Below are 18,305 nucleotides of genomic sequence, written 5' to 3'. Positions count from 1 at the left end.
TAAGGAGTGTCGTAGCCGCAAGGAGGTGGCGTGGTCCATGGATTACCCGTTTCTCGGCGCTTTCTTGACAATGCTCTGGTTCTTCCTGTTCGCCGCGTGGATGTACCTCCTTTTCGTCGTGGTATCCGATGTATTCCAAAGCCGCGATCTGTCCGGTTGGAGCAAGGCTGGATGGGTGGCTGGCGTCATCGTCCTTCCGCTGCTGGGCGTTCTCCTCTACCTCGCCTTCCGCGGCGAGGGCATGCGCGAGCGGTCGACCGAGGCGGCGAGGCGGCGCGAGGCGGCCTACCAGGGTTTCCGGCCTTCCGCGGTGCAGTCTCGCGCGGTGGCCGACGAGCTGACGAAGCTGGCCGACCTCCGCAAGCAGGGGGAGATCACCGACGCGGAGTACCAGCAGGAGAAGTCACGAATCCTGACCTGAACGCGCGCCGGTCGACAGACCGCGCGGGTCAGCACGCGGTACGGGAGGTTCGGGCCCGCCGAGCGGCACGGATTCCGCGGGTCGGGTAGACCTCGGGTGTGGAGGCAGACGTCCGTCTCGACCGGCCGGTCGCTTCCCGCCGTGGCTGGCGGGCCGCCATGCTGGCGCTCGCCCGCAATCCGGTCGGCTCGATCTACGGAACGATCCTCGCCGACTCGGTGCTGGCCGTGGAGGCGCGGTACCAACTGCTTCTACGCGACCTGATCTACGCCGAGCTGGTCACGGTCGTCGTGTACTGGCTCGCCCATGTATATGCCGAGTTCCTCGGCGCGCCGCCGACCGTGAACCGCCGGGCCGGACTGCGGCGCCTGGCCGACACGATGGCCCACGAATGGTCCCTGGTGACGGCGTCCTTCGTCCCGCTCCTCGCGGTGCTGCTGGCCGCGGCGGCCGGCGCGTCGGTGCACACCGCGGCCCTCGCCGGAATGTGGACCGGCGTGGCCGCGCTGGTGCTGTGGGGTGAGATCGCCGGACGGCACAGCGGGCGCGGCGCCTGGACCTCCCTGGCCTACGGGCTCGTCTCCGGCATGTTCGGCATTGCCCTGGTCCTGCTCCGCGCCCTGCTGCATTGACGCTTCCAGCCGCGTCGAACCGTCCAGCCGCCGAAGCACCGTCCACGCACGACGTGCTGGCGCGACGATGGCGGACGCATCCTAGGGCCACAGGATGTGGTGGCGGATCACGCGCATCGTCCCGTCCGGTTCACAGCGGTGTTCCTGTTCCTGGTCGAGTACCGACCGAGGCGGGTAGGGCCCGGGGCCGTCCAAGGTGTGGGTGACGGCGGTATAGCGCACCAGCATGACCCTGCTGTCGAGCGCGGACGCCTGGAGATTACCGATCACGTGACGGCTGCGCCGGGCGGCGTTGGGCGCCAGGCCCGCACGCATTTTCTCCTTGATGGCCTCCCTGCCGGTGACCCCGAGGAACACGGCGTCATCGGCGTAGAATTCCAGCGCGCCGTCGATGTCATGCGCGTCGAAACTTCGGAAGATCTCCAGGACCACATCCGCGCAGGCGAGCCGCCGAGCGACCTCGTCGAAGGCGGGAACCATGCCGGCCATCACGGTTAGGATGCTAGCCCATGGGCGGACTGGCCTCGCTGCTCGGCATCCAGGAGCTGACCTGCACCGTCGCCGACCTGGCAGAGGCGTCGTCGTTCCTGGTGTCCGTCTTCGGGGCTGAGGTCCTCGACGACGAGGGCGAGCTCAGCGACCGAAGGCGCTCGACACTGCGCGCCCACGCGAACGCCGACGTCCGCGCGGTGATCCGGCGGTCCCGCCTCCTGCGTACACCTTTCCTGAACATACGTCTTCTCGAGGCGACCTATCCTGGGCAGCGCACGCTGTGGCCCATGATGCTCGACGTCGGCGGATGGCACCTCGCCGGCTATGTCGACGACATCGACGCCGCGCTGGAATTCCTTCAGCGCTCGGACCTGTACGTGCTGGGTCCGGGGAAGAAACCGACCACGAACGCGCCCGAGGTCGGCGAGGGCTCCTACGCCATTCACGGGATGGCGTCGTTCGGCCTCCACTTCGAGATCCTGACGTACCCGAACGGCCGCGCCTACATGGCGGACTTCGACGGGCGGCTGTGGAACCCGGCCGCGCCGGACCGCGGCGCGACGCCGCGCGTGTCCACCGGTCCGGGGCTGGCTGGCTTCCGCGGTTTCGAGCACGTGAGCGTCGGCGTCGCCGACATCGAGGAGGCGTCCGCCTTCTTCGAGGACGCGCTCGGCTGCGAACGCTTCTACGACATGGGGCCGGTGTCCGACCCGCATGGCAGCGGCTTCGGCGCATATGCCAATGTCGACGCCCGCGTGAAGGTGTCGAAGGTTCGGCTGCTGCGAAGCGCCTATCTCAACATCGAGCTGATCGAACCACGATTCCCCGGCCAGAACCGCGACTGGCCGCAGCTTCTCGATGTGGGCGGGTGGCGGCTCGGGCTCGCGGTCGAAGACGTCGACGCCGCCGTCGAGAGCGTGCTTGGGTTCGACGTGCACCTGCTTGGCGGCAGGCGAGAGGATCCCGACGGCGCGGTCCGGGTGTCCTGCCTGACGGAGTTCGGGCTCTACTTTGACCTCGTCGCGGGTTCCAACCGCGGCTGGCATCCGATTCGACCGGGCGAGTAGCCACCACCGCGGCGCGCGCCGTCCTCGACGCCGCCCACCGCCGCCTACCGCCGCCTCTGGGCCTACGCCGGATCCGGGTCTGGTCATACGCTGGGCAGCGTGACTGTCGTGAAGATCAATGCCATCGAGATTCCCGAGGGCGCCGGCCCCGAGCTGGAGAAGCGGTTCGCCAACCGGCTGCACGCGGTAGACGGGCAGCCCGGCTTCCAGTCGTTCGAACTGCTGCGGCCGGTGAAGGGCGACAACCGGTACTTCGTGGTGACGCACTGGGACAGCGAGGAATCGTTCCAGGCGTGGCTCAACGGGCCGGCCATGGAGGCGCACTCCGGGGAGCGCGCCCGCCCCGTGGCGTCCGGCTCGTCCCTGCTGGAGTTCGAGGTCGTGCAGCGCTCGGTGGCGAACGGTTCCTGAGCGGCCCGCCGCGGGACGCCGGACATCCTTCACGGACCGCGGGATCCGCGGCGGACCCGCGCCACCCAGCGCCATCGCCAAGATCTCTCGGCGGCCGCGCCATCGCCCACCAACCGGCGATCACGGCCTGGGTCGCCCGAGCGCGTCGACGGGACCGGCTCACGACCACCGACGGGCGCGAAAGACGATCACGTCATCGGCGACGGCGGTCCGGCCGCGAGGTCGGTGCCAGGTCCACGAGCCGGAGTGTGACCGCGAACGCAGCCCCGGTCCGGCGCACGCCGGGCCGGGGCTGAACAGGTCCGCGCCGCGCGTCTCGGCCGGGTGACGGCGAGACGAAAGGCGGGCTCAGAGCGGGTAGGTCACCCCGGTCAGCGTCTCCGAGAGCTCCCACAGACGCTGGGCGGTCTTGGGATCACGCGACGCGGCGTTGGACGAGACGACGACCGGGCGTCCGGTCATCTTCAGCAGCCCGGACGGGCCGTAGTACTCGCCGCCCTTCGTGGAGGGGTCCACCGCCGCGCGCAGGATGGGCAGGGCGCCCTTGTGCGCCGAGTGCACGATGGGATTGGGAATGTAGTCGATCACTTTCTTGATCTGCTGCTTGCCCGCGCTGCCGGCGAAACCGCCGGCGTCCGTGTTCGCGCCGCCGGGATGCGCGGCGAGAGACCTGGCCGGCACACCCGCCGCCTCCAGCCGGCGCTGCAACTCGTAGGCGAACAGCAGGTTCGCGAGCTTCGACCGGCCGTAGCCCCGTAGCGGCTTGTAACCCTGCGTGAAGGCGAGGTCGTCGAAGTCGAGCTTCCCCATCCGGTGCCCGTTGCTGCCGACCGTCACGACCCGGCCGGCCTCGGCGGCCAGGACCGCGTTCAGCACGAGCCCGGTGAAGGCGAAATGGGCAAGGTGGTTGATCCCGAAATGCTGCTCGAAGCCGTCCTCCGTCTGCCCGTGCGGCAGCATGATCACGCCGGCGTTGTTGATGAGCAGGTCGATGACGGAGTGCTTGGCGAGCAGCTCGTCGGCGGCCTTGCGAACCGAGGCGAGCGAGTTGAGGTCCATCTCCAGCGTGGAGAGGTCCGCCTCGGGAGCAACGGCACGGATGCGGTCCACGGCGGCCTGTGCCTTGACCGGGTTGCGGCATGCCAGGACGACCGTCACGCCGCGTCCGGCGAGCACCTTGGCGGCCTCGAAGCCGATCCCCGAGTTCGCGCCCGTGATGACGGCCGTTCGCCCGCTCAGCTCAGGAACATCGTCCGCGCGCCAGCGCCGCTGCCTGGGCACTCCCACCATGACGGCCTCCACGATCCATGCAGACGGGTTGCGCCCTGCTCCGACAGCCTGTTGGTCGCGACGGTGGGTGAGGCCCACGGGCCGTTCGGCGCTCGGCACACCGACACCCGCGGGCCGCGCCCACGCGTCACGCTCGTCCACCTAGCGACAGCCGCACAGAACTCACGCAAGAGCGGACCAGTGGAACAGCCAGCGACTTCCGCGACAAGACGACCATTCGAGACGACTATAAGGTGCCACGGCCGCTTCGCGGGCAGTGCCTGTGGACGGCCTTGGAGCTCGAGTACTCGGAGGTAGTCGTCCCGCCGGCCTGATCAGCGGGCGCTCCAGCGCCTCCACGAACGATGACCGTACGGTTACATCTGAGTACCGCATGCAGTCGAACCGTCGTCGGGGCTGGCGCTCGTCAGGGCAACCTCGTCAGGGCAACATGGCGTCGAGGAACGCGTTGCTGAATACCCGGTGCGGGTCGAACGCGTTCAACGTCGCGCGCGCGGCGTCCCAGCCGGTACCCGCCGGCACGCCGGCGCGGTAGGAGTCGGGAATCGTCGAGGCCAGGGCGGACGCGTCGGTCCAGGGACCGGCGTCGGTGTGCGCGAACCGCTTCGACCACTCCGGCCGGACAGCCGCGTACCCACCGCTGAAATTCGACCGGATCCAGGCCTCGAGCTCGCGGTAGAACTGGTTCTGTTTCGGCGTCCCGGGAAGGCTGACCACGTCGAACCAGACGACCGCGTCCCATTCCGGATGGTCCGGCCGTGGCCGCAGCGGTGACAGCGACGCTGGCACCGCGCCCGCGACCTGGCAGTCGGCGGGATTGTCCAGGCCGGTCACCCGCACCTCCACCGGGCCGTTCATCGGGTACTCCCCGCGGCCTCGGTACTCCTCGAGCTTCGCCGCGTAGAAGGCGTGGAACTCCGCCACGGCACGCTGGATGTCGGCCCGCCGGATGTGGACGGCGTAGCAGGTGGTCGTGATCCGCAGGGTGGACGAGCGGACGTAGGAGAGCATGTTCTTCGACCAGCCCCACAGGTCCCAGCTGGCGGTGGAGACCAGGCCGGTGCCGACCAGACCGATCTGCGTCTGCATCATCGAAGGGGTCTTGCTCACGTCGCCGAGAGTGATCGCCGAGAGCAGGCTCGAGATCTCCGGCGACACGATGTCGTTGAACGGGTAGTTGTAGGGGCCGTTGACCTGGCGTGCCGTCCACGGCCTGGTTGGGCTGACGGTCCACACCCGCAGCCACGGGTTCGCGGTGAACGGGAACCAGATGCAGACCACCCGCCCGCTGGCGGCGACGTAGCTGGCGAACGACTGCGGACCGGCGGTCGAGGGCGGCGCGAACAGGGTCGCGGCGCTGACGTTGAACCAGCTCTGGCAGCGCAGCCTGCGGTTCGCGCCGACCCGCAGGGTGGCCTCGACGACGAAGGCCCGGCCCAGGTGCACGAGCAGCGCCTGGATCTCCGGCTCGCCGCGGGTGAACGTGCGCAGGACGTAGCGGCCCTGCGCCCCGTTCCACACCACCGCCGTCAGCGACACGACCAGGTTGCTCAGCGATCCGAAGGTGTGGCCGGGGGTGGTGGTCTCGCCTACGGCCGCGATCCCCGTGCCGCGGGCCCCGGTGGCCAGCACCCCGCCGATAGTGTTCTCACCAATCGCCGGGGCGGCATTCAACCCATAACCCGCCGGTTCGAGCGCCGCCATGACCGCATCGAGAGTCGCGCCCGCCTGCGCGGTTACGGACGCCGGAGAACCGGGATTGACGGTAATCGCGGTGAGGTGGTCGGTGGTGTCCACGAGCAGCAGGTTGGCCGAACTTCCGGCCGCGAATGCCAGCGGCGACCAGGCCAGCCGGGCGCCGACCGGCCGTAATCGCCAGCCGTTCACCTGCGCCCAGTTGGCGAGCGTGACGACCTCGGCCGGTGTGCTCGGCGCGCACGACCACACATCCTCGACCACGACCTCGCCGGACCAGTTCTGGAACGCCTGCCGGTAGAGCGGAATCGAGGCGGGGAAGCCGGGCGGCGCCGCCGTCGCGCCGGCCGCCGCGGGCACGCGGAACGCCGGAGTCCAGCTGGCGCCGACAGCCGCCACCGTGGCGGCTACCGCGCCGGCGACGAAAGCGCGCCGCGAGCCGCCGGGGCCGGCCGCGGGAGCCGAAGCTGGACGCGCCGAAGCTGGACGCGCGGCCGCGGCCGGGGCGTGGGGCCTTCCTTGCATGTCCATTGGTTCTCCTGACGAGGTGGCTCAGGCAGGCGGGTTGTCGGCGATGTGATTGGCGGCCACGTAGCCAAAGGTCATCGCCGGGCCGAGCGTCGCCCCCGAGCCGGTGTAGCTGTGGCCCATGACGGCGGCGCTGGAGTTACCGGCCGCATAAAGCCCAGGGATGACCGCCCCGTTGGCCCGGAGCACCCGCGCGGACGCGTCCGTCACCATGCCGCCCTTGGTGCCGAGGTCACCCGGCACGATCTTGAAGGCGTAGAACGGCGGCAGCCACAGCGCCGCCAGGCAGGAGTTCGGGATCACGCCGGGGTCGGTGAAGTAGTGGTCGTAGGCGCTGTCGCCACGGCCGAAGTCGGCGTCTCGGCCGCGCAGCGCGAAGCCGTTGAACCGGCTGACCGTGCTGGCGAGCGCCGCGCCGGGAACCCCGATCTTGGCGGCCAGGCCCTGGATCGTCGACGCCTTGAACACCGCGCCGCTGTCATACCAGGAGTCCGGGAACGGCAGCAGCGGCGCGATGTCCCTGAACAGGTAGCGGTTCCGGTAGTTCTGGTCGACGATCATCCAGGCTGGGATGTGCGGCGAGACCGCGTTGCGTTCGTACATCACATGGACGACGTCGCTGTAGGGCGCCGCCTCGTTGACGAACCGCTGCCCGGCCTGGTTGACCATGATCGAACCCGGCAGCGTCCGTTCGGCCAGGCAGAAGTAGGCCTGATCGGGCAGCGGAATCGCCGGCCCCCACCAGGAGTCGTCCATCAGCGCCAGCGCGGCGCCGATCTCCTCCCCCGCCTCGATGCCGTCGCCGGTGTTCTCCCGGGCACCGACGGTCCAGCTCGTGCCGATCGGCTGCGCCTGGAACTCGGCGCGCATGCCGGCGTTGCGCTCGAATCCCCCGGCCGCGACGACCACACCCCGCCGGGCCCGGATCGTCGTATTCGTCCCGTTCTGCGTGGCGACCACGCCGACCACCCGACCGCTCTCCACGGCGAGGTCCACGAGCGGGGTGTTCAGCAGAACCGGGACGTTCGCCGCCGCCAGGCCCGCCCGCAGCCCGCCGGCCAGCGCCTGGCCCATTGTCAGCGGCACCTGGCCGGCCAGTGACGCCGCGACACCCCGGGCGGCGGCCTCGGCGGCGACCGCCACGCCCCGCGCGTTCACGGCCGCGATGTTGAGCCACTTGTACTCGGCGCTGTAGATGACCAGGCCGGCCGGTACCGGAATGTAGGACGGGTTGAGCCGGGCGAGTTCCGCGCCGAGCAGGTTGCCGTCCAGCATCGCCGGTTCGATGGACCGGCCGTTCGGCATGCCGCCGTACAGCTCGGGGTAGTAGTCGGAATACCCCTCCATCCAGCGGAAACGCAACGGGCTGTTGCCGACGACGAACGAGATCATCGCCGGGCCGTTGCTGAGAAAGGCGTTCTGCCGGGCGGCGGGCACATCGCCGCCGACCACCGCGGACAGGTAGGCCGCCGCCTTCGCCGGGCTGTCGGGCACGCCGGCCGCCAGGATCACCTGGTTGTTCGGGATCCAGACACCGGCGCCGGACCGGGCGGCCGAGCCGCCGAACGTCGGCGCCTTCTCGATCACGACCGTGCTCAGGCCACGCTTCGCGGCCCGCAGGGCCGCCGTCATACCCGCGGCGCCGGAGCCGACGACCACGACGTCGTACTCGGCCGCCGCGAACGCCGGTGTCGCGAGTCCGCTGAACAGGCCGGTGCTCAGCAGGCCTCCGCCGGCGTAGGCGGCGCCGCGCAGCACCGCGCGGCGGCTGAAGCCCGCGGGCCGGACAGGGCCGCGAGCGCTCTCGGGTGACGTTGGGCCGGGGGTTAAGGCGGGGTCCGAAACGGCGTCCACGGACAGGTCCCTTCGACGTCGGCGAAGGCGGCGCCAATACCTGAGGCGGGCGCGGCTTCGCGCGGGCAAGCAGGCAGGAACGACGGGTACAGGTGGGATGGGCAAAGCGACCAGAATCACAGCGCCAAGGAACGAAAAGGCCTTGACCACTGAACAGTGGGCCCAAGCATGCGCTTGCTTGGTTACGTTGTCAACGCCGGATCGCGCTCGATGGGTCGCTCGCCGCGACCGCCGGTTCCCCAGGCGGCTGTCATGCCGCCGACCAGGAATCCCGCTGACCCGCAAGACCCCGACTCTGGCGTGACGACATCGTGTACTTCACGCGCGGATCCGCCGCCGACGCGTACGTCGCGCAGTCGTTCGGGACGACCTTCGGCGCCGCGACCAAGTGAAGCGACTACTTCGTCGCGAACTCCGAACTGCCGGGCGTGGGGAACTTCAACGGCGACAGCCGTGCCGACATCGCCGCGTTCGAGCCCGTCTCCGGCGGCTACCGGGCCTGGGTGGGGCGCGGCCAGACGGGCTGGGACACCGACCTCGGCTATGTCGACTACTTCGCCGCCAGTCAGCTCTGGCACTCGGGCTTCAGCGGCGGAAACGTCTTCTACGGCGTGTCCGCGGGCTGGTAGCACCTGACGACCAGGTCACCCGGCCACGGACCGCCCTTTCCTGCCGCGCGGGCCACGCCGATCCGAGGGCGAGCGACTCCGATGTCCGGATCCCCCGTCGAGACCCGCGGCGCATCTGGCGTCGACCGACGCTATTGTCCGGCACAGGGGGAGCATGACGTGACGTGGGTCACCCACCCGCGGCCTGGCCGACGGGGGTGACCTCGCCCTGTCGTGGAGCGCGTGATGACGGGAGACCAGACACCGATGGTTGCTGGACGATTACTTTCCAGATTCACGGCGACGGCCGCGGCCGTTCTCGTGGTCCTGCCCGCGGTGCTCGCGGGCTGCGGCTCCGGCTCCGGCTCGACCGACGGCGCGGGCGGCGCGGGCGAATGTCCACCCGCGCCCGGGGTCACCGCGGACACCATCAGGATCGGCCTTGTCTATCCCGACAGCGGCGGCGGGATCGCCACCGGCTTTCGCGCCACACCCAGCGCCGTGTCCGCCCGCATCGGCGCCGCCAACGCGGCCGGCGGCGTCCACGGTCGTCAGGTCGTCATCGAATGGCGCGACGACGAGTCGAACCCCGAGAAGTTCCAGCGTGAGGCGCAGAGCCTCGTCGACGACGGCCAGGGCAACGGGGTGTTCGCGCTGCTCGCGCAGAGCCTCGTCGCGTCGGGGTCCTTCCAGTGGCTGCGCGACAACGACATCCCGGTGGTCGGCGTCGCCACCGACGTCAACTGGAGCAGCTACTCCAACGTCTTCCATTTCGGCAACATCTTCCTTCCCGGCAGCATCACCACCTACGGCGAATTCGTGAAATCGCGGGGCGCGACGAAGGCGTTCCTGATCGTCGACCCGCAGGCTCCCGCCGCGCGCGACGTGCTGACGAAGTTCGCGCCCAGCCTGGAGCACGCGGGGGTGGACGTGGTCGGCCAGTCGAACGTCACCCTGAACATCTCCAGCCCGAAACAGGTCGCCGAGGCGGTTCGCAGAAGCGGCGCCGACGCGCTCGTCGGCGCGGTCCAGGGCCAGGCATTCATCGACATCTTCGCCGAGCTCAAGGGAATGGGCGTGGATCTCAAGGCCTCCCTGAGCGCCGAGGGCTACCACCCGGAGCAACTGGCGGACAAGGGCCAGCAGATGGCCGGCCTGACAGTGATGATCGCCTACGCGACGTTCGACGAGCAGACTCCCGCGATGCAGCGCCTCATGAACGACATGTACGCGTACGCGCCCGAACTGGACGACCGCACCGGCGAGATCGCGCTCGCCGGCTACACGGCGGCCGACCTGATGCTGCTGGGCCTCGAGCGCGCCGGACCATGCCCGACCCGCGAGTCGTTCATGACAAACCTGCGCCAGGTGCACGACTACGACGGGGGCGGCCTGCTCGCCGGGGTGGACCTGGGCAGGCTCGACCAGCCGATGAGCTGCTTCTACTTCCTCCAGGTCAACCAGGCTGGCGACCGCTTCGAGATGATCCCCGGCAACCGGCCGGGCGGCGACTGGTGCGGCGACCCCATCCCCGCCGCCGGCTGACACCCCCAACTGACACGCCCGGCTGACAGCCCCGACTGGCACCGCCGACCGGTATCGCCGTGACGAAGTCGTCGTCGGCGCCAGCCACGGCCGGGGCTGTCAGTGACGGTCGCCGAGCCCGCCCATGCTGTCCGAAGCACCGGGGTGACCGCCCGCTCTCGCTGAGGGTGTACGGACGCCGGCGCACAGCACGCAGGTCAGCGCGGAGACAGCGGCGAGGACGAACCACACCCGATGAAACGATTCCATGGCGGTGGCGCCGGTAGGAGTGCCCAGCACCGCGACGAACACCGACACGCCGAGCACCGCGCCGAACTGGCGAAACGACGCGTTGACGGCATTGCCGACCGCGAACTGGGCGGACGGCAGGGAGGCTGCCGCCGCGCTGCCGAGCGTGGGCATCGTCATCCCGATCCCGATGCCGGACAGCACCGCCGCGGGCAGCCAGACCGTGAGGTAGTCGGGCGTGGCGTCGACGCGGGTGTAGAGCAGCATCGCGGCGGTGAACACCAGCGCTCCCGGGACGACGACGGCGCGGTGTCCGAAGCGGTCCGCGAGACGGCCGGCCAACGGCGCGGCGATCGTGGCGAACACGGGGCTCGGCGTGATGGCCACCGCGGACCGCAGCACCGACCATCCCCACACCGTCTGCATGAAAATGAGGTTCGCCAACGCGACGGCGAAGAACGCCACCGCGAAGGTGAGCGAGGCGGCGTTCGCGTAGGCGTAGGTACGGACTCGGAAGAGCGTCAGGTCGAGCACCGGTTGGGCGGCGCGCCGGGTGCGAGCCACGAACAACGGCAACCCGACGGCGGCCACGGCGAACGCGCCAAGGACCCCCGGGCTGTCCCAGCCCCATTCCGGGCCCTGGATGATGCCGAGCGCGCCGGCCGCGACCGCGACCGCGACGAGGACGATGCCGAGCGGGTCCGGCAGGCCGTCCGCGGTGTCGTCCCGGCTCTCACGCAGGATTCTGATCCCCAGCGCGGCGGCGACCAGGCAGACCGGGACGTTCATGAGGAACACCCAGCGCCACGAGGTGTACTGGACGACCACGGCGCCGACGGTCGGCCCGCTGGCGGCCGCGAGCGCGCCCACCGCGCCCCAGGCGCCGATGGCGGTGGCGCGCTTCTCGACGGGAAACTCGGGCAGCAGCAGCGCGAGCGACGCCGGTACCAGGAACGCCGCGAACACCGCCTGCAACCCGCGGCCGGCGATCAGGGTTTCGACGCTGGGTGCCAGGCCGCAGACGACGGAGGTGACCGCGAACCCGACCAGGCCGACCTGGAACAGCCGCTTGCGGCCGTACTGATCGGCGAGCCGGCCGGCCGGTACCAGCAACGCGGCGAAGATCAACGAATAGGTGTTCAGCACCCAGGCCAGGCTGGCGGTGCCGGCCTGGAAACTACGGCCCATCGCCTCGAACGCGACGTTGACGATCGTCGCGTCCAGGAAAACGACGAACACACCGACGGAAGTGATCGCGAGGGTCCGGCCGGCGTGCCCAGCGCGGCCAGCATGTCCGGCGCCGGTCGACGGCCCCGACGGCGCCGTCTCCGCGACGGGCGCGGGCATGGGTGCCAGTGCCTGAGCCGGCGCCGGGTAGGACCGGCCTGGCATGGGGTGTGGCGGTAACTCGTTCACCGGGCTTCCTCACTGCGGTCGAGACCATGGTCGAAACCGCGGTCGGGACGGTTCGGGTCGACGGCCATCGCCGTGATCTTCGAGGCCGTGTCGGCGCCCCCGCGGGGGCTACCCCGGGTCGGCGGGCGGGGGGTCAACCGCGCCGGCGGACCGTCGAGCGGCCAGCCGGGCGGCGGTGGCGTCGAACTCCGCGGCCATGACCTCGCTGCCGAAGGTGCCCGCGGGCGCGTCGACCCGGCTGATCAGGCCAGCGCCGAAACCGATCATCCGGAGCGTGCGGTCGACGTACTCCTCGATCGGCGGCCAGGGGAACCGCGGCATGCTGAGAAGCAGCGAGACGCAGCCGTGCACGGCCGCCCACATGCTCAGCGCGAGCGCCTGTGCCTCGCCCCTGAACAGTCCCGCGTCGATGCACAGCTGGGTGACCTGGGTGATCTGGTCGAGCGCGGCCGTGGCCGCGACGACCTCGGCCGCGGTGACGTCGGTCGCGGTGACGCCGGGCTGCCCCCCGGCCGGGACCGCGGCCGAGGCTCGTGTCATCAACAGCAACCGGTACTGAACGGGATGATCGAGACCGAACCGCACGTAGGACGCGCCGTAACGGCGAAGCACCTCGAACGGGTCGGCCACCCCTTCGGCCGCGGCGGCCATCGTGGCGCCCAGTTCGGCCCAGCCCTTCAGGCAGACGGCGGCCAGCAAGGCGGACTTGTCAGCGAAGTGCAGGTAGACCGACGGCGTGGTGACGCCCACTCGCTCGGCCACCGCTCGCAGCGTGACGGCATCCTCGGTGCCGGCTTCCACGAGCAGTTGTTCGGCCGCGAGCAGGATCTCCTCGGCGAGTCGGCCGCCTTCCCCGCGCCCGGCGCGCGTGCGTGGCTTGGACGTCACGAGCTCAGATTGACACCGTCAACTTGATGTTGTGGATGGATGTCCGAAGGCCGACACGCCGCGCGGCGTCCGGAGCGTGCCGTGGGCGGAGTCGGCAGGGCGCTCCTCCCGGCACCGGGCGGGAGGAACCGCCAGGTCGGTGTCGGCGCACCGCCCGACGCGACGATCGTCAGGACCAACTCGACAAGGCTGCCGAGATCCCACATGCATCCGCGCGCGGCCGGGGCGGCGCCGGCCTGTGCTACAGGGTCTCGACCGCCGGGCCCCGCCGGGCCACTCGCCAGCCAGCCGTGACCAGCAGCAGGGCGACCGCCAGCACCTCCCCACCGGCAATGACGCCCCGAAAGGCGACATAGAGCGGCCCGTGGCCCACATTCGCCAGGCCGACGACCGCGCCGATCCCCACGGCGAGGACCACGACCGCCGGAAGAACCACCGGCTCCAGGCGGTGCCGACGCGGCCTACGCGGCCCGCGCGTCAGCGCTCGCAGGTGAGCGATGATCGCCGCAGCGACGACGGCCATTCCGACCACGCTCGAGACGTACTGAGCCCACCGGTAGCCCGGCAGGACGCCGTACTCGGCGCTCAACCAGGGCACCTGGCGGACACCCCACCGCCCCGAGTGGGTGAACGCGTCCCAACCGATGTGCGTCATCGCCCCGACGCTTGCCGCCGCCGGCGCCAACAGCCACTGGCGTCCGGTGAGTCGCGCTCGGGAAACCAGCCGCGACCGGACAGGATCCGGGGCCAGGTCCACCAGGGCATCGCGCAACAGGTAGAACCAAAAACCCAACCCGGCCAGGGCCAGCACCGGAACGATCGTCACCGCGCCGAGCACGCTATGGGTAAGCCGATAGTCGGGCCACCCGAGAAACAGCGGTGCGTCAGGAGCCAACGACCCGGCCACGAGCGCGCTCATCGGCAGACCAAGACGCCTCAGCGGAAGCACTGCCATGGGATGGCTCAGCGTGAAAGGCACCTGTCCCCCGTGTCGCTGGACTACCGCCGATTATGCCCGCGGCCGCGTCCGGGCAGCGCCCGCGGCGATCATGCTCACAGGTCGACGCGCCAGAACCGAGCTCCGCGCCGGACCAGAACCACCAGTCGCGCAGAGCGAAGATGATGACACCACCAGCGGCGAAAAGGGTGGGCAAAGGAAGGGCGCGGGAAATGCGCGACAGCGGTGGAGCACCGCCGACGCCAGGCCGACGGCCGTCCGGAGAAAACTCGGCCACGTTCACGGGTGACTGTCGCGCGCGTCAGCCGTCGAGGTTCGAGGATCGCGGCGACGGCGGACTTGTCGGACCACGCCTTCAGGATGGCGCTTGGCCGGACACGGCGGACTGGCCCCAGATGGGCGTGACGAGGACTAGATTTCGGCCGGTGAGAACAGCATCGGCGGCGCGTACCGTGCCGGCTCCGTCCCGGCGCTCGCTGCTGGTCGGCGGGGCGGTCCTGCTCGGCGCCGCGGCCTGTGGCGGGGGCGGCTCGTCTCCCCCGGCGGCGCCGACGTTGCGGCCGGCGACGCCGATCCCCGGCGTGACCGACGGGGTGTTCGCGCTCGGCGTCGCCAGCGGCGACCCGCTGCCCGACGCGGTGATCCTCTGGACCCGGCTGGCGGCCCAGCCCACCGTCGCCGGCGGCGGCATGCCGAACCGCGACATCGAGGTCGACTGGCAGATCGCCACCGACGAGAAGTTCGCCTCGGTGGTCGCCGTCGGGACGGCCCCGGCCCGGGCGGCGCTGGCGCATTCGGTGCACGTCGACGCGAAGGGCCTCGAGCCGGGACGCGAGTACTTCTACCGGTTCCGGGCCGGCACGGTGATCAGCCCGGTGGGACGGACAAGGACGGCGCTCGCCGCCGGCTCGGGCACCGCCGCGGGCTCGAAGCTGTCGCTGGCGCTGGCGAGCTGCCAGGACTACGAGGAGGGCTACTGGCCGGCGCACGGCGCGATCGCCGCCGACCGGCCCGACCTGGTGCTCTTCGTCGGCGACTACATCTACGAAGGTGACCCGGCCGGCCGGCTCGCCGACCGGCGGCACACCGCGCCGGCGACACCGGGACTGGGCCAGCTCAGCACGCTGGACGACTACCGCGCCCGGTACGGCCAGTACAAGTCCGACCCGCAGCTGCAGGCCGCGCACCACGCGGCGCCGTGGGTGGTCACCTGGGACGACCACGAGGTGGAGAACAACTACGCCGGGCTGGTGGACGAGAGCCGCGACACCGGCCCGGCCCACCAGGAGCCGGAAGCCTTCGCCCGCGAGCGCGCCGCCGGCTACCAGGCGTACTACGAGCACATGCCGATCCGGGTCGACTACACGCCGGGATCGCCCGACCTGCGGCTGTACCGCCGGTTCGGCTACGGCGACCTGCTCGACCTGGCCGTGATGGACACCCGCCAGTACCGCACCCCGCCGCCCGGCCGGCCGGCGGATGGCATCGGCCCCGCGGTAGACGGCCATTCCAACACCACCGGGACCATGGCCGGCGACGAGCAGGAGCGCTGGCTGGTCGACGGGCTGCGGGCATCGTCGGCGCGCTGGAACGTGATCGCCCAGCAGACGATGATGGCCCAGGTCAACGCCCAGCTGCCCGTCGGCCAGGGCGAGGTGCTGGCCAACCTGGACCAGAACGACGGCTACGGGCCGTACCGGTCCCGGCTGCTCGCCGAGGTCCGCGACTCCGGGGCGACCAACCCCGTGGTGCTCTCCGGCGACATCCACTGCGCGTGGGTGAACGACCTGCGAGTCGACTTCGACGCGCAGGACTCGCCGGTGGTGGCCACCGAGTTCGTCTGCACCTCGGTCAGCTCGGCGTACTTCCTCGTCAGCGACGAGTTCGTGACCGAGAACAACGCCCGCTTCAACCCGCACGTCCGCTACTTCCGCGGCGACCGGCGCGGCTACACCCGGATCACGGTGACACCGGACGAATGCCGCGCCGACATGCGGACGGTGCAGACCATCGACCAACGCGACGCGCCGACCACCACGGATGCCACCTGGGTGATCGAGAACGGCCGCCCCGGCGCCCAGCGAGCCTAGGGTGTGTCCCGTGGGACACACCCCAGGTGCTCCCGCGGAGCCTTAGCTGTCGGTGTCGGCGGTCCTGGTGCCGGTCAGCCCTTGCCACTCGTCCGGAGTAGATCCTTCGGCTCATCCGGAGTAGATGTGGGTGTCCTCGACCTCGGTGATCGTCGCCTTGGCCGGGGGAAGGAACCCCAGCTGGACCACCTGCTCAGGTGCCGCCGCGGCCAGCAGCCAGTCGGCGGCCACATGCGCCCGGTTGGTGCCCGCGCCGAGGGCCAGCAGGTGGTAGGCGCGGGTGACCGCCGCGGCAGCGACACCCGAGAGGTGGATCCCGAGCGGGTTGGCGACGGCGTCGGCGCCGCCGAGGTCGACGACGAACCCGAGGTCACGGTGGCGGTAGGGCCGTGTCCTGCCGTAGCCGAGTGAGGCCGCGACGTTGCGCCCGGCGGCCGCGCCCTGGCGGACGGCGTGCTGCGCGGTCTGCCCGGCGGGAGCCCCGCCCCTGGTCACGTCGGGTACCGCCGCCGCGTCGCCGAGGGCGAACACGCCCGCCGCGCCGGGGACGACGAAGTGTTCGTCGACGACGAGCCGGCCTTTGACGGTCTCGGTACCGACCTTCTCCACCAGCGGGTTCGGGGTGATGCCCGCGCACCAGACGAGGGTGTGCGTGGGCAGGATCTCGCCGTCGCTCAACGTGACCGACCCGGCCGTGACCTTCGATACGGAGGTTTCCAGCCGGACCTCCACTCCTCGTTCGCGCAGCACCTTCATGGCACCGGCGCCGAGGGCCTCGTCGAGTTCCGGAAGCACCCGCGGTGCCAGGTCGAGCAGGACCCAGCGAAGGTCGTCGGCCGCCAGCCGGGGGAAGCGGTCGAGGACGCCGGCCGTGAACCGGCGCATCTGGGCCGCGAGTTCGGTTCCGGTGTAACCGGCGCCGACCACGACGAACGTGCAGCGCGCTCGCCGCTCGGCGGCGTCGGCGCACATGTCCGCGTACTCGAGCTGACGCAGGACGTGGTCGCGCAGGTAGACGGCCTCGGCGAGGTTCTTCAGGCCGAGGCCGTGTTCGGCGAGGCCTGGAATGTCGAAGGTGCGGGTGAGTGATCCGGGTGCCAGGACGACACGGTCCCAGCTGGTCTCGTATGTCGTGCCGTCGCCGCCCGCGACCGTGACCGTGCGTGCCGCGACGTCGATGTCGACGGCGTGCCCCGGTCTCAGGACGGCCCGCCGCAACGTTCCCCGTACCGACACCGCCAGGTGCCGCGGCTCCACGTCGCCGGCGCACACCTGAGGCAGCAGGGAGGTGTAGAGCAGGTGGTCCGTCGGGGAGACGAGCTCGAGGTCGGCCGCGCCCGCCGGCAGTCGTGCCTCGAGGTACCGGAGCACCCCGAGGCCGGCGAATCCGCCCCCGACGACGACCACCCGCGGCGTCTCGCCGCCCGGGGCCGGGCGGTCGGTGGCCGTTCGAGCACGCTCGCTCCCGGCGGGAGCGCCGCCACCCACACCTGGCATGCGGCGGCCAACGCGTTCGGCTATCCGCTCCGCCCGCGCCATCGCGGTCGAGTTCTTCACGGTTCGGCTCTCCTCCCGTCACTGCCGGGTGCCACTCTCCCGCCGCGCGGCCGGGCCGGCCAGCTCAGGGCTCGGCCGGCCCCCCGCCGGGCCGGCCCCGCGCTGACCGGTCCGGCCGCTGACCGGCCCCGCGTCGTCAGTCGTTGCCGGTCGCGGCGCTGACCTGCGCGAGCGCGGAATCCTCGGCACGCTCGATGGCCAGGTCGCCGATGCTCACGACACCCACCAGATGGCCCCGGTCGAGGACCGGCAGCCGCCGTACCGCGTTCGCGCGGATCAGACGGACGGCCTCGACGATGGTCGTGGCCGGCGTGACGGTCGTCAGCTCGCCGCTGCACGCCTCCCGAACCGGCGTGGCGGCCGGGTCCCGGCCCTCGGCGACCACCCGCATCGCGATGTCGCGATCGGTGAGGATCCCCGCGACCCGCCCGTTGTCGAACACGATGACGTCACCCGCGTCGGACGCCCGCATCAGCCGCGCGGCCTCCACCACCGGCTGGTCGGCCTGGATCGTCGCGGGATCCCTGGTCATGATCTCAGCCACCGTTCGGGCCACGGGTGTCCTCCTCGAGGTCTCGGAAGCCGTAACGGCGCCATGCCCGGACAACGCCGCCCAAACCCCCCG

General features: G+C 71.0%; 16 protein-coding genes. 7 read left to right on the top strand and 9 right to left on the bottom strand.

Annotated elements, in window-relative coordinates:
• The first annotated feature begins 37 nt into the window (after nucleotides 1-37).
• Complete coding sequence (locus I6A81_RS06645) at nucleotides 38-421, top strand: SHOCT domain-containing protein (protein WP_203005252.1); 384 nt, start codon at nucleotides 38-40, stop codon at nucleotides 419-421.
• Between the two features lie 98 nt (nucleotides 422-519).
• Nucleotides 520-1,053: a hypothetical protein gene (locus tag I6A81_RS06640; protein WP_203005253.1), complete on the top strand. Its 534-nt coding sequence runs from the start codon at nucleotides 520-522 to the stop codon at nucleotides 1,051-1,053.
• Nucleotides 1,054-1,134: 81 nt separating this feature from the next.
• Here the strand turns inward: I6A81_RS06640 and I6A81_RS06635 are convergent, their stop codons facing one another.
• The gene (locus tag I6A81_RS06635) at nucleotides 1,135-1,542 is read right to left on the bottom strand and encodes a nuclear transport factor 2 family protein (protein WP_238429833.1); all 408 of its coding nucleotides are present in this window, start codon (nucleotides 1,540-1,542) and stop codon (nucleotides 1,135-1,137) included.
• A 20-nt stretch (nucleotides 1,543-1,562) separates the two neighbouring features.
• On the opposite strand from I6A81_RS06635, the gene I6A81_RS06630 reads away from it, so the two are divergent.
• Together I6A81_RS06630 and I6A81_RS06625 are read left to right on the top strand one after the other, a co-directional pair.
• Entirely contained in the window at nucleotides 1,563-2,612 is a 1,050-nt protein-coding gene (locus tag I6A81_RS06630) for a VOC family protein (RefSeq protein ID WP_203005255.1), read from the top strand.
• A 99-nt stretch (nucleotides 2,613-2,711) separates the two neighbouring features.
• A complete protein-coding gene (locus tag I6A81_RS06625) occupies nucleotides 2,712-3,023 on the top strand; it encodes an antibiotic biosynthesis monooxygenase family protein (RefSeq protein WP_203005256.1) in 312 nt (103 codons plus the stop codon).
• Nucleotides 3,024-3,371: 348 nt separating this feature from the next.
• On the opposite strand, the gene I6A81_RS06620 is transcribed toward I6A81_RS06625, so the two are convergent.
• The 3 genes from I6A81_RS06620 to kstD all read right to left on the bottom strand — a co-directional run bounded on the left by I6A81_RS06620 (nucleotide 3,372) and on the right by kstD (nucleotide 8,261).
• The gene (locus I6A81_RS06620) at nucleotides 3,372-4,313 is read right to left on the bottom strand and encodes an oxidoreductase (protein WP_203005257.1); all 942 of its coding nucleotides are present in this window, start codon (nucleotides 4,311-4,313) and stop codon (nucleotides 3,372-3,374) included.
• Nucleotides 4,314-4,733: 420 nt separating this feature from the next.
• Complete coding sequence (locus I6A81_RS06615; RefSeq protein ID WP_203005271.1) at nucleotides 4,734-6,533, bottom strand: cholesterol oxidase substrate-binding domain-containing protein; 1,800 nt, start codon at nucleotides 6,531-6,533, stop codon at nucleotides 4,734-4,736.
• 27 nt (nucleotides 6,534-6,560) lie between these two features.
• Nucleotides 6,561-8,261, bottom strand: coding sequence for a 3-oxosteroid 1-dehydrogenase (gene kstD, locus I6A81_RS06610; protein WP_407661264.1), 1,701 nt, complete (start codon nucleotides 8,259-8,261; stop codon nucleotides 6,561-6,563).
• A gap of 557 nt (nucleotides 8,262-8,818) precedes the next feature.
• Between kstD and I6A81_RS06605 the strand changes: the two genes are divergently transcribed.
• A complete protein-coding gene (locus tag I6A81_RS06605) occupies nucleotides 8,819-9,019 on the top strand; it encodes a hypothetical protein (RefSeq protein ID WP_203005259.1) in 201 nt (66 codons plus the stop codon).
• A 225-nt stretch (nucleotides 9,020-9,244) separates the two neighbouring features.
• Complete coding sequence (locus tag I6A81_RS06600; protein WP_203005260.1) at nucleotides 9,245-10,543, top strand: ABC transporter substrate-binding protein; 1,299 nt, start codon at nucleotides 9,245-9,247, stop codon at nucleotides 10,541-10,543.
• Nucleotides 10,544-10,642: 99 nt separating this feature from the next.
• Here the strand turns inward: I6A81_RS06600 and I6A81_RS06595 are convergent, their stop codons facing one another.
• The 3 genes from I6A81_RS06595 to I6A81_RS06585 all read right to left on the bottom strand — a co-directional run bounded on the left by I6A81_RS06595 (nucleotide 10,643) and on the right by I6A81_RS06585 (nucleotide 14,054).
• Nucleotides 10,643-12,187 (bottom strand): MFS transporter, encoded by a 1,545-nt coding sequence (locus I6A81_RS06595; protein ID WP_203005261.1) that lies wholly within the window; start codon nucleotides 12,185-12,187, stop codon nucleotides 10,643-10,645.
• A 108-nt stretch (nucleotides 12,188-12,295) separates the two neighbouring features.
• Nucleotides 12,296-13,075: a TetR/AcrR family transcriptional regulator gene (locus I6A81_RS06590; RefSeq protein ID WP_203005262.1), complete on the bottom strand. Its 780-nt coding sequence runs from the start codon at nucleotides 13,073-13,075 to the stop codon at nucleotides 12,296-12,298.
• A 241-nt stretch (nucleotides 13,076-13,316) separates the two neighbouring features.
• Entirely contained in the window at nucleotides 13,317-14,054 is a 738-nt protein-coding gene (locus I6A81_RS06585; RefSeq protein ID WP_203005263.1) for a DUF4184 family protein, read from the bottom strand.
• Nucleotides 14,055-14,428: 374 nt separating this feature from the next.
• On the opposite strand from I6A81_RS06585, the gene I6A81_RS06580 reads away from it, so the two are divergent.
• Entirely contained in the window at nucleotides 14,429-16,123 is a 1,695-nt protein-coding gene (locus I6A81_RS06580; RefSeq protein ID WP_203005264.1) for an alkaline phosphatase D family protein, read from the top strand.
• A gap of 111 nt (nucleotides 16,124-16,234) precedes the next feature.
• On the opposite strand, the gene I6A81_RS06575 is transcribed toward I6A81_RS06580, so the two are convergent.
• Both I6A81_RS06575 and I6A81_RS06570 read right to left on the bottom strand, forming a co-directional pair.
• On the bottom strand, nucleotides 16,235-17,680 hold the full coding sequence (locus tag I6A81_RS06575) for an NAD(P)/FAD-dependent oxidoreductase (RefSeq protein WP_307874506.1): 1,446 nt from the start codon (nucleotides 17,678-17,680) through the stop codon (nucleotides 16,235-16,237).
• 136 nt (nucleotides 17,681-17,816) lie between these two features.
• Complete coding sequence (locus I6A81_RS06570) at nucleotides 17,817-18,236, bottom strand: CBS domain-containing protein (RefSeq protein ID WP_307874505.1); 420 nt, start codon at nucleotides 18,234-18,236, stop codon at nucleotides 17,817-17,819.
• Nucleotides 18,237-18,305 lie beyond the last annotated feature (69 nt).

The organism is Frankia nepalensis (assembly GCF_016786325.1).
GTDB lineage: Bacteria > Actinomycetota > Actinomycetes > Frankiales > Frankiaceae > Pseudofrankia > Pseudofrankia nepalensis.
This window is presented reverse-complemented; position numbering and strand designations above follow the sequence as displayed.

What these genes read in the sequence shown, in the direction of transcription:
- I6A81_RS06645 (WP_203005252.1), top strand. Translation starts at nt 38, where the DNA reads ATGGATTACCCGTTTCTCGGCGCTTTCTTGACAATGCTCTGGTTCTTC.
- I6A81_RS06615 (WP_203005271.1), bottom strand. Translation starts at nt 6,533, where the DNA reads ATGCAAGGAAGGCCCCACGCCCCGGCCGCGGCCGCGCGTCCAGCTTCG.
- I6A81_RS06635 (WP_238429833.1), bottom strand. Translation starts at nt 1,542, where the DNA reads ATGGCCGGCATGGTTCCCGCCTTCGACGAGGTCGCTCGGCGGCTCGCC.
- I6A81_RS06620 (WP_203005257.1), bottom strand. Translation starts at nt 4,313, where the DNA reads ATGGTGGGAGTGCCCAGGCAGCGGCGCTGGCGCGCGGACGATGTTCCT.
- I6A81_RS06580 (WP_203005264.1), top strand. Translation starts at nt 14,429, where the DNA reads ATGGGCGTGACGAGGACTAGATTTCGGCCGGTGAGAACAGCATCGGCG.
- I6A81_RS06630 (WP_203005255.1), top strand. Translation starts at nt 1,563, where the DNA reads ATGGGCGGACTGGCCTCGCTGCTCGGCATCCAGGAGCTGACCTGCACC.
- I6A81_RS06600 (WP_203005260.1), top strand. Translation starts at nt 9,245, where the DNA reads ATGACGGGAGACCAGACACCGATGGTTGCTGGACGATTACTTTCCAGA.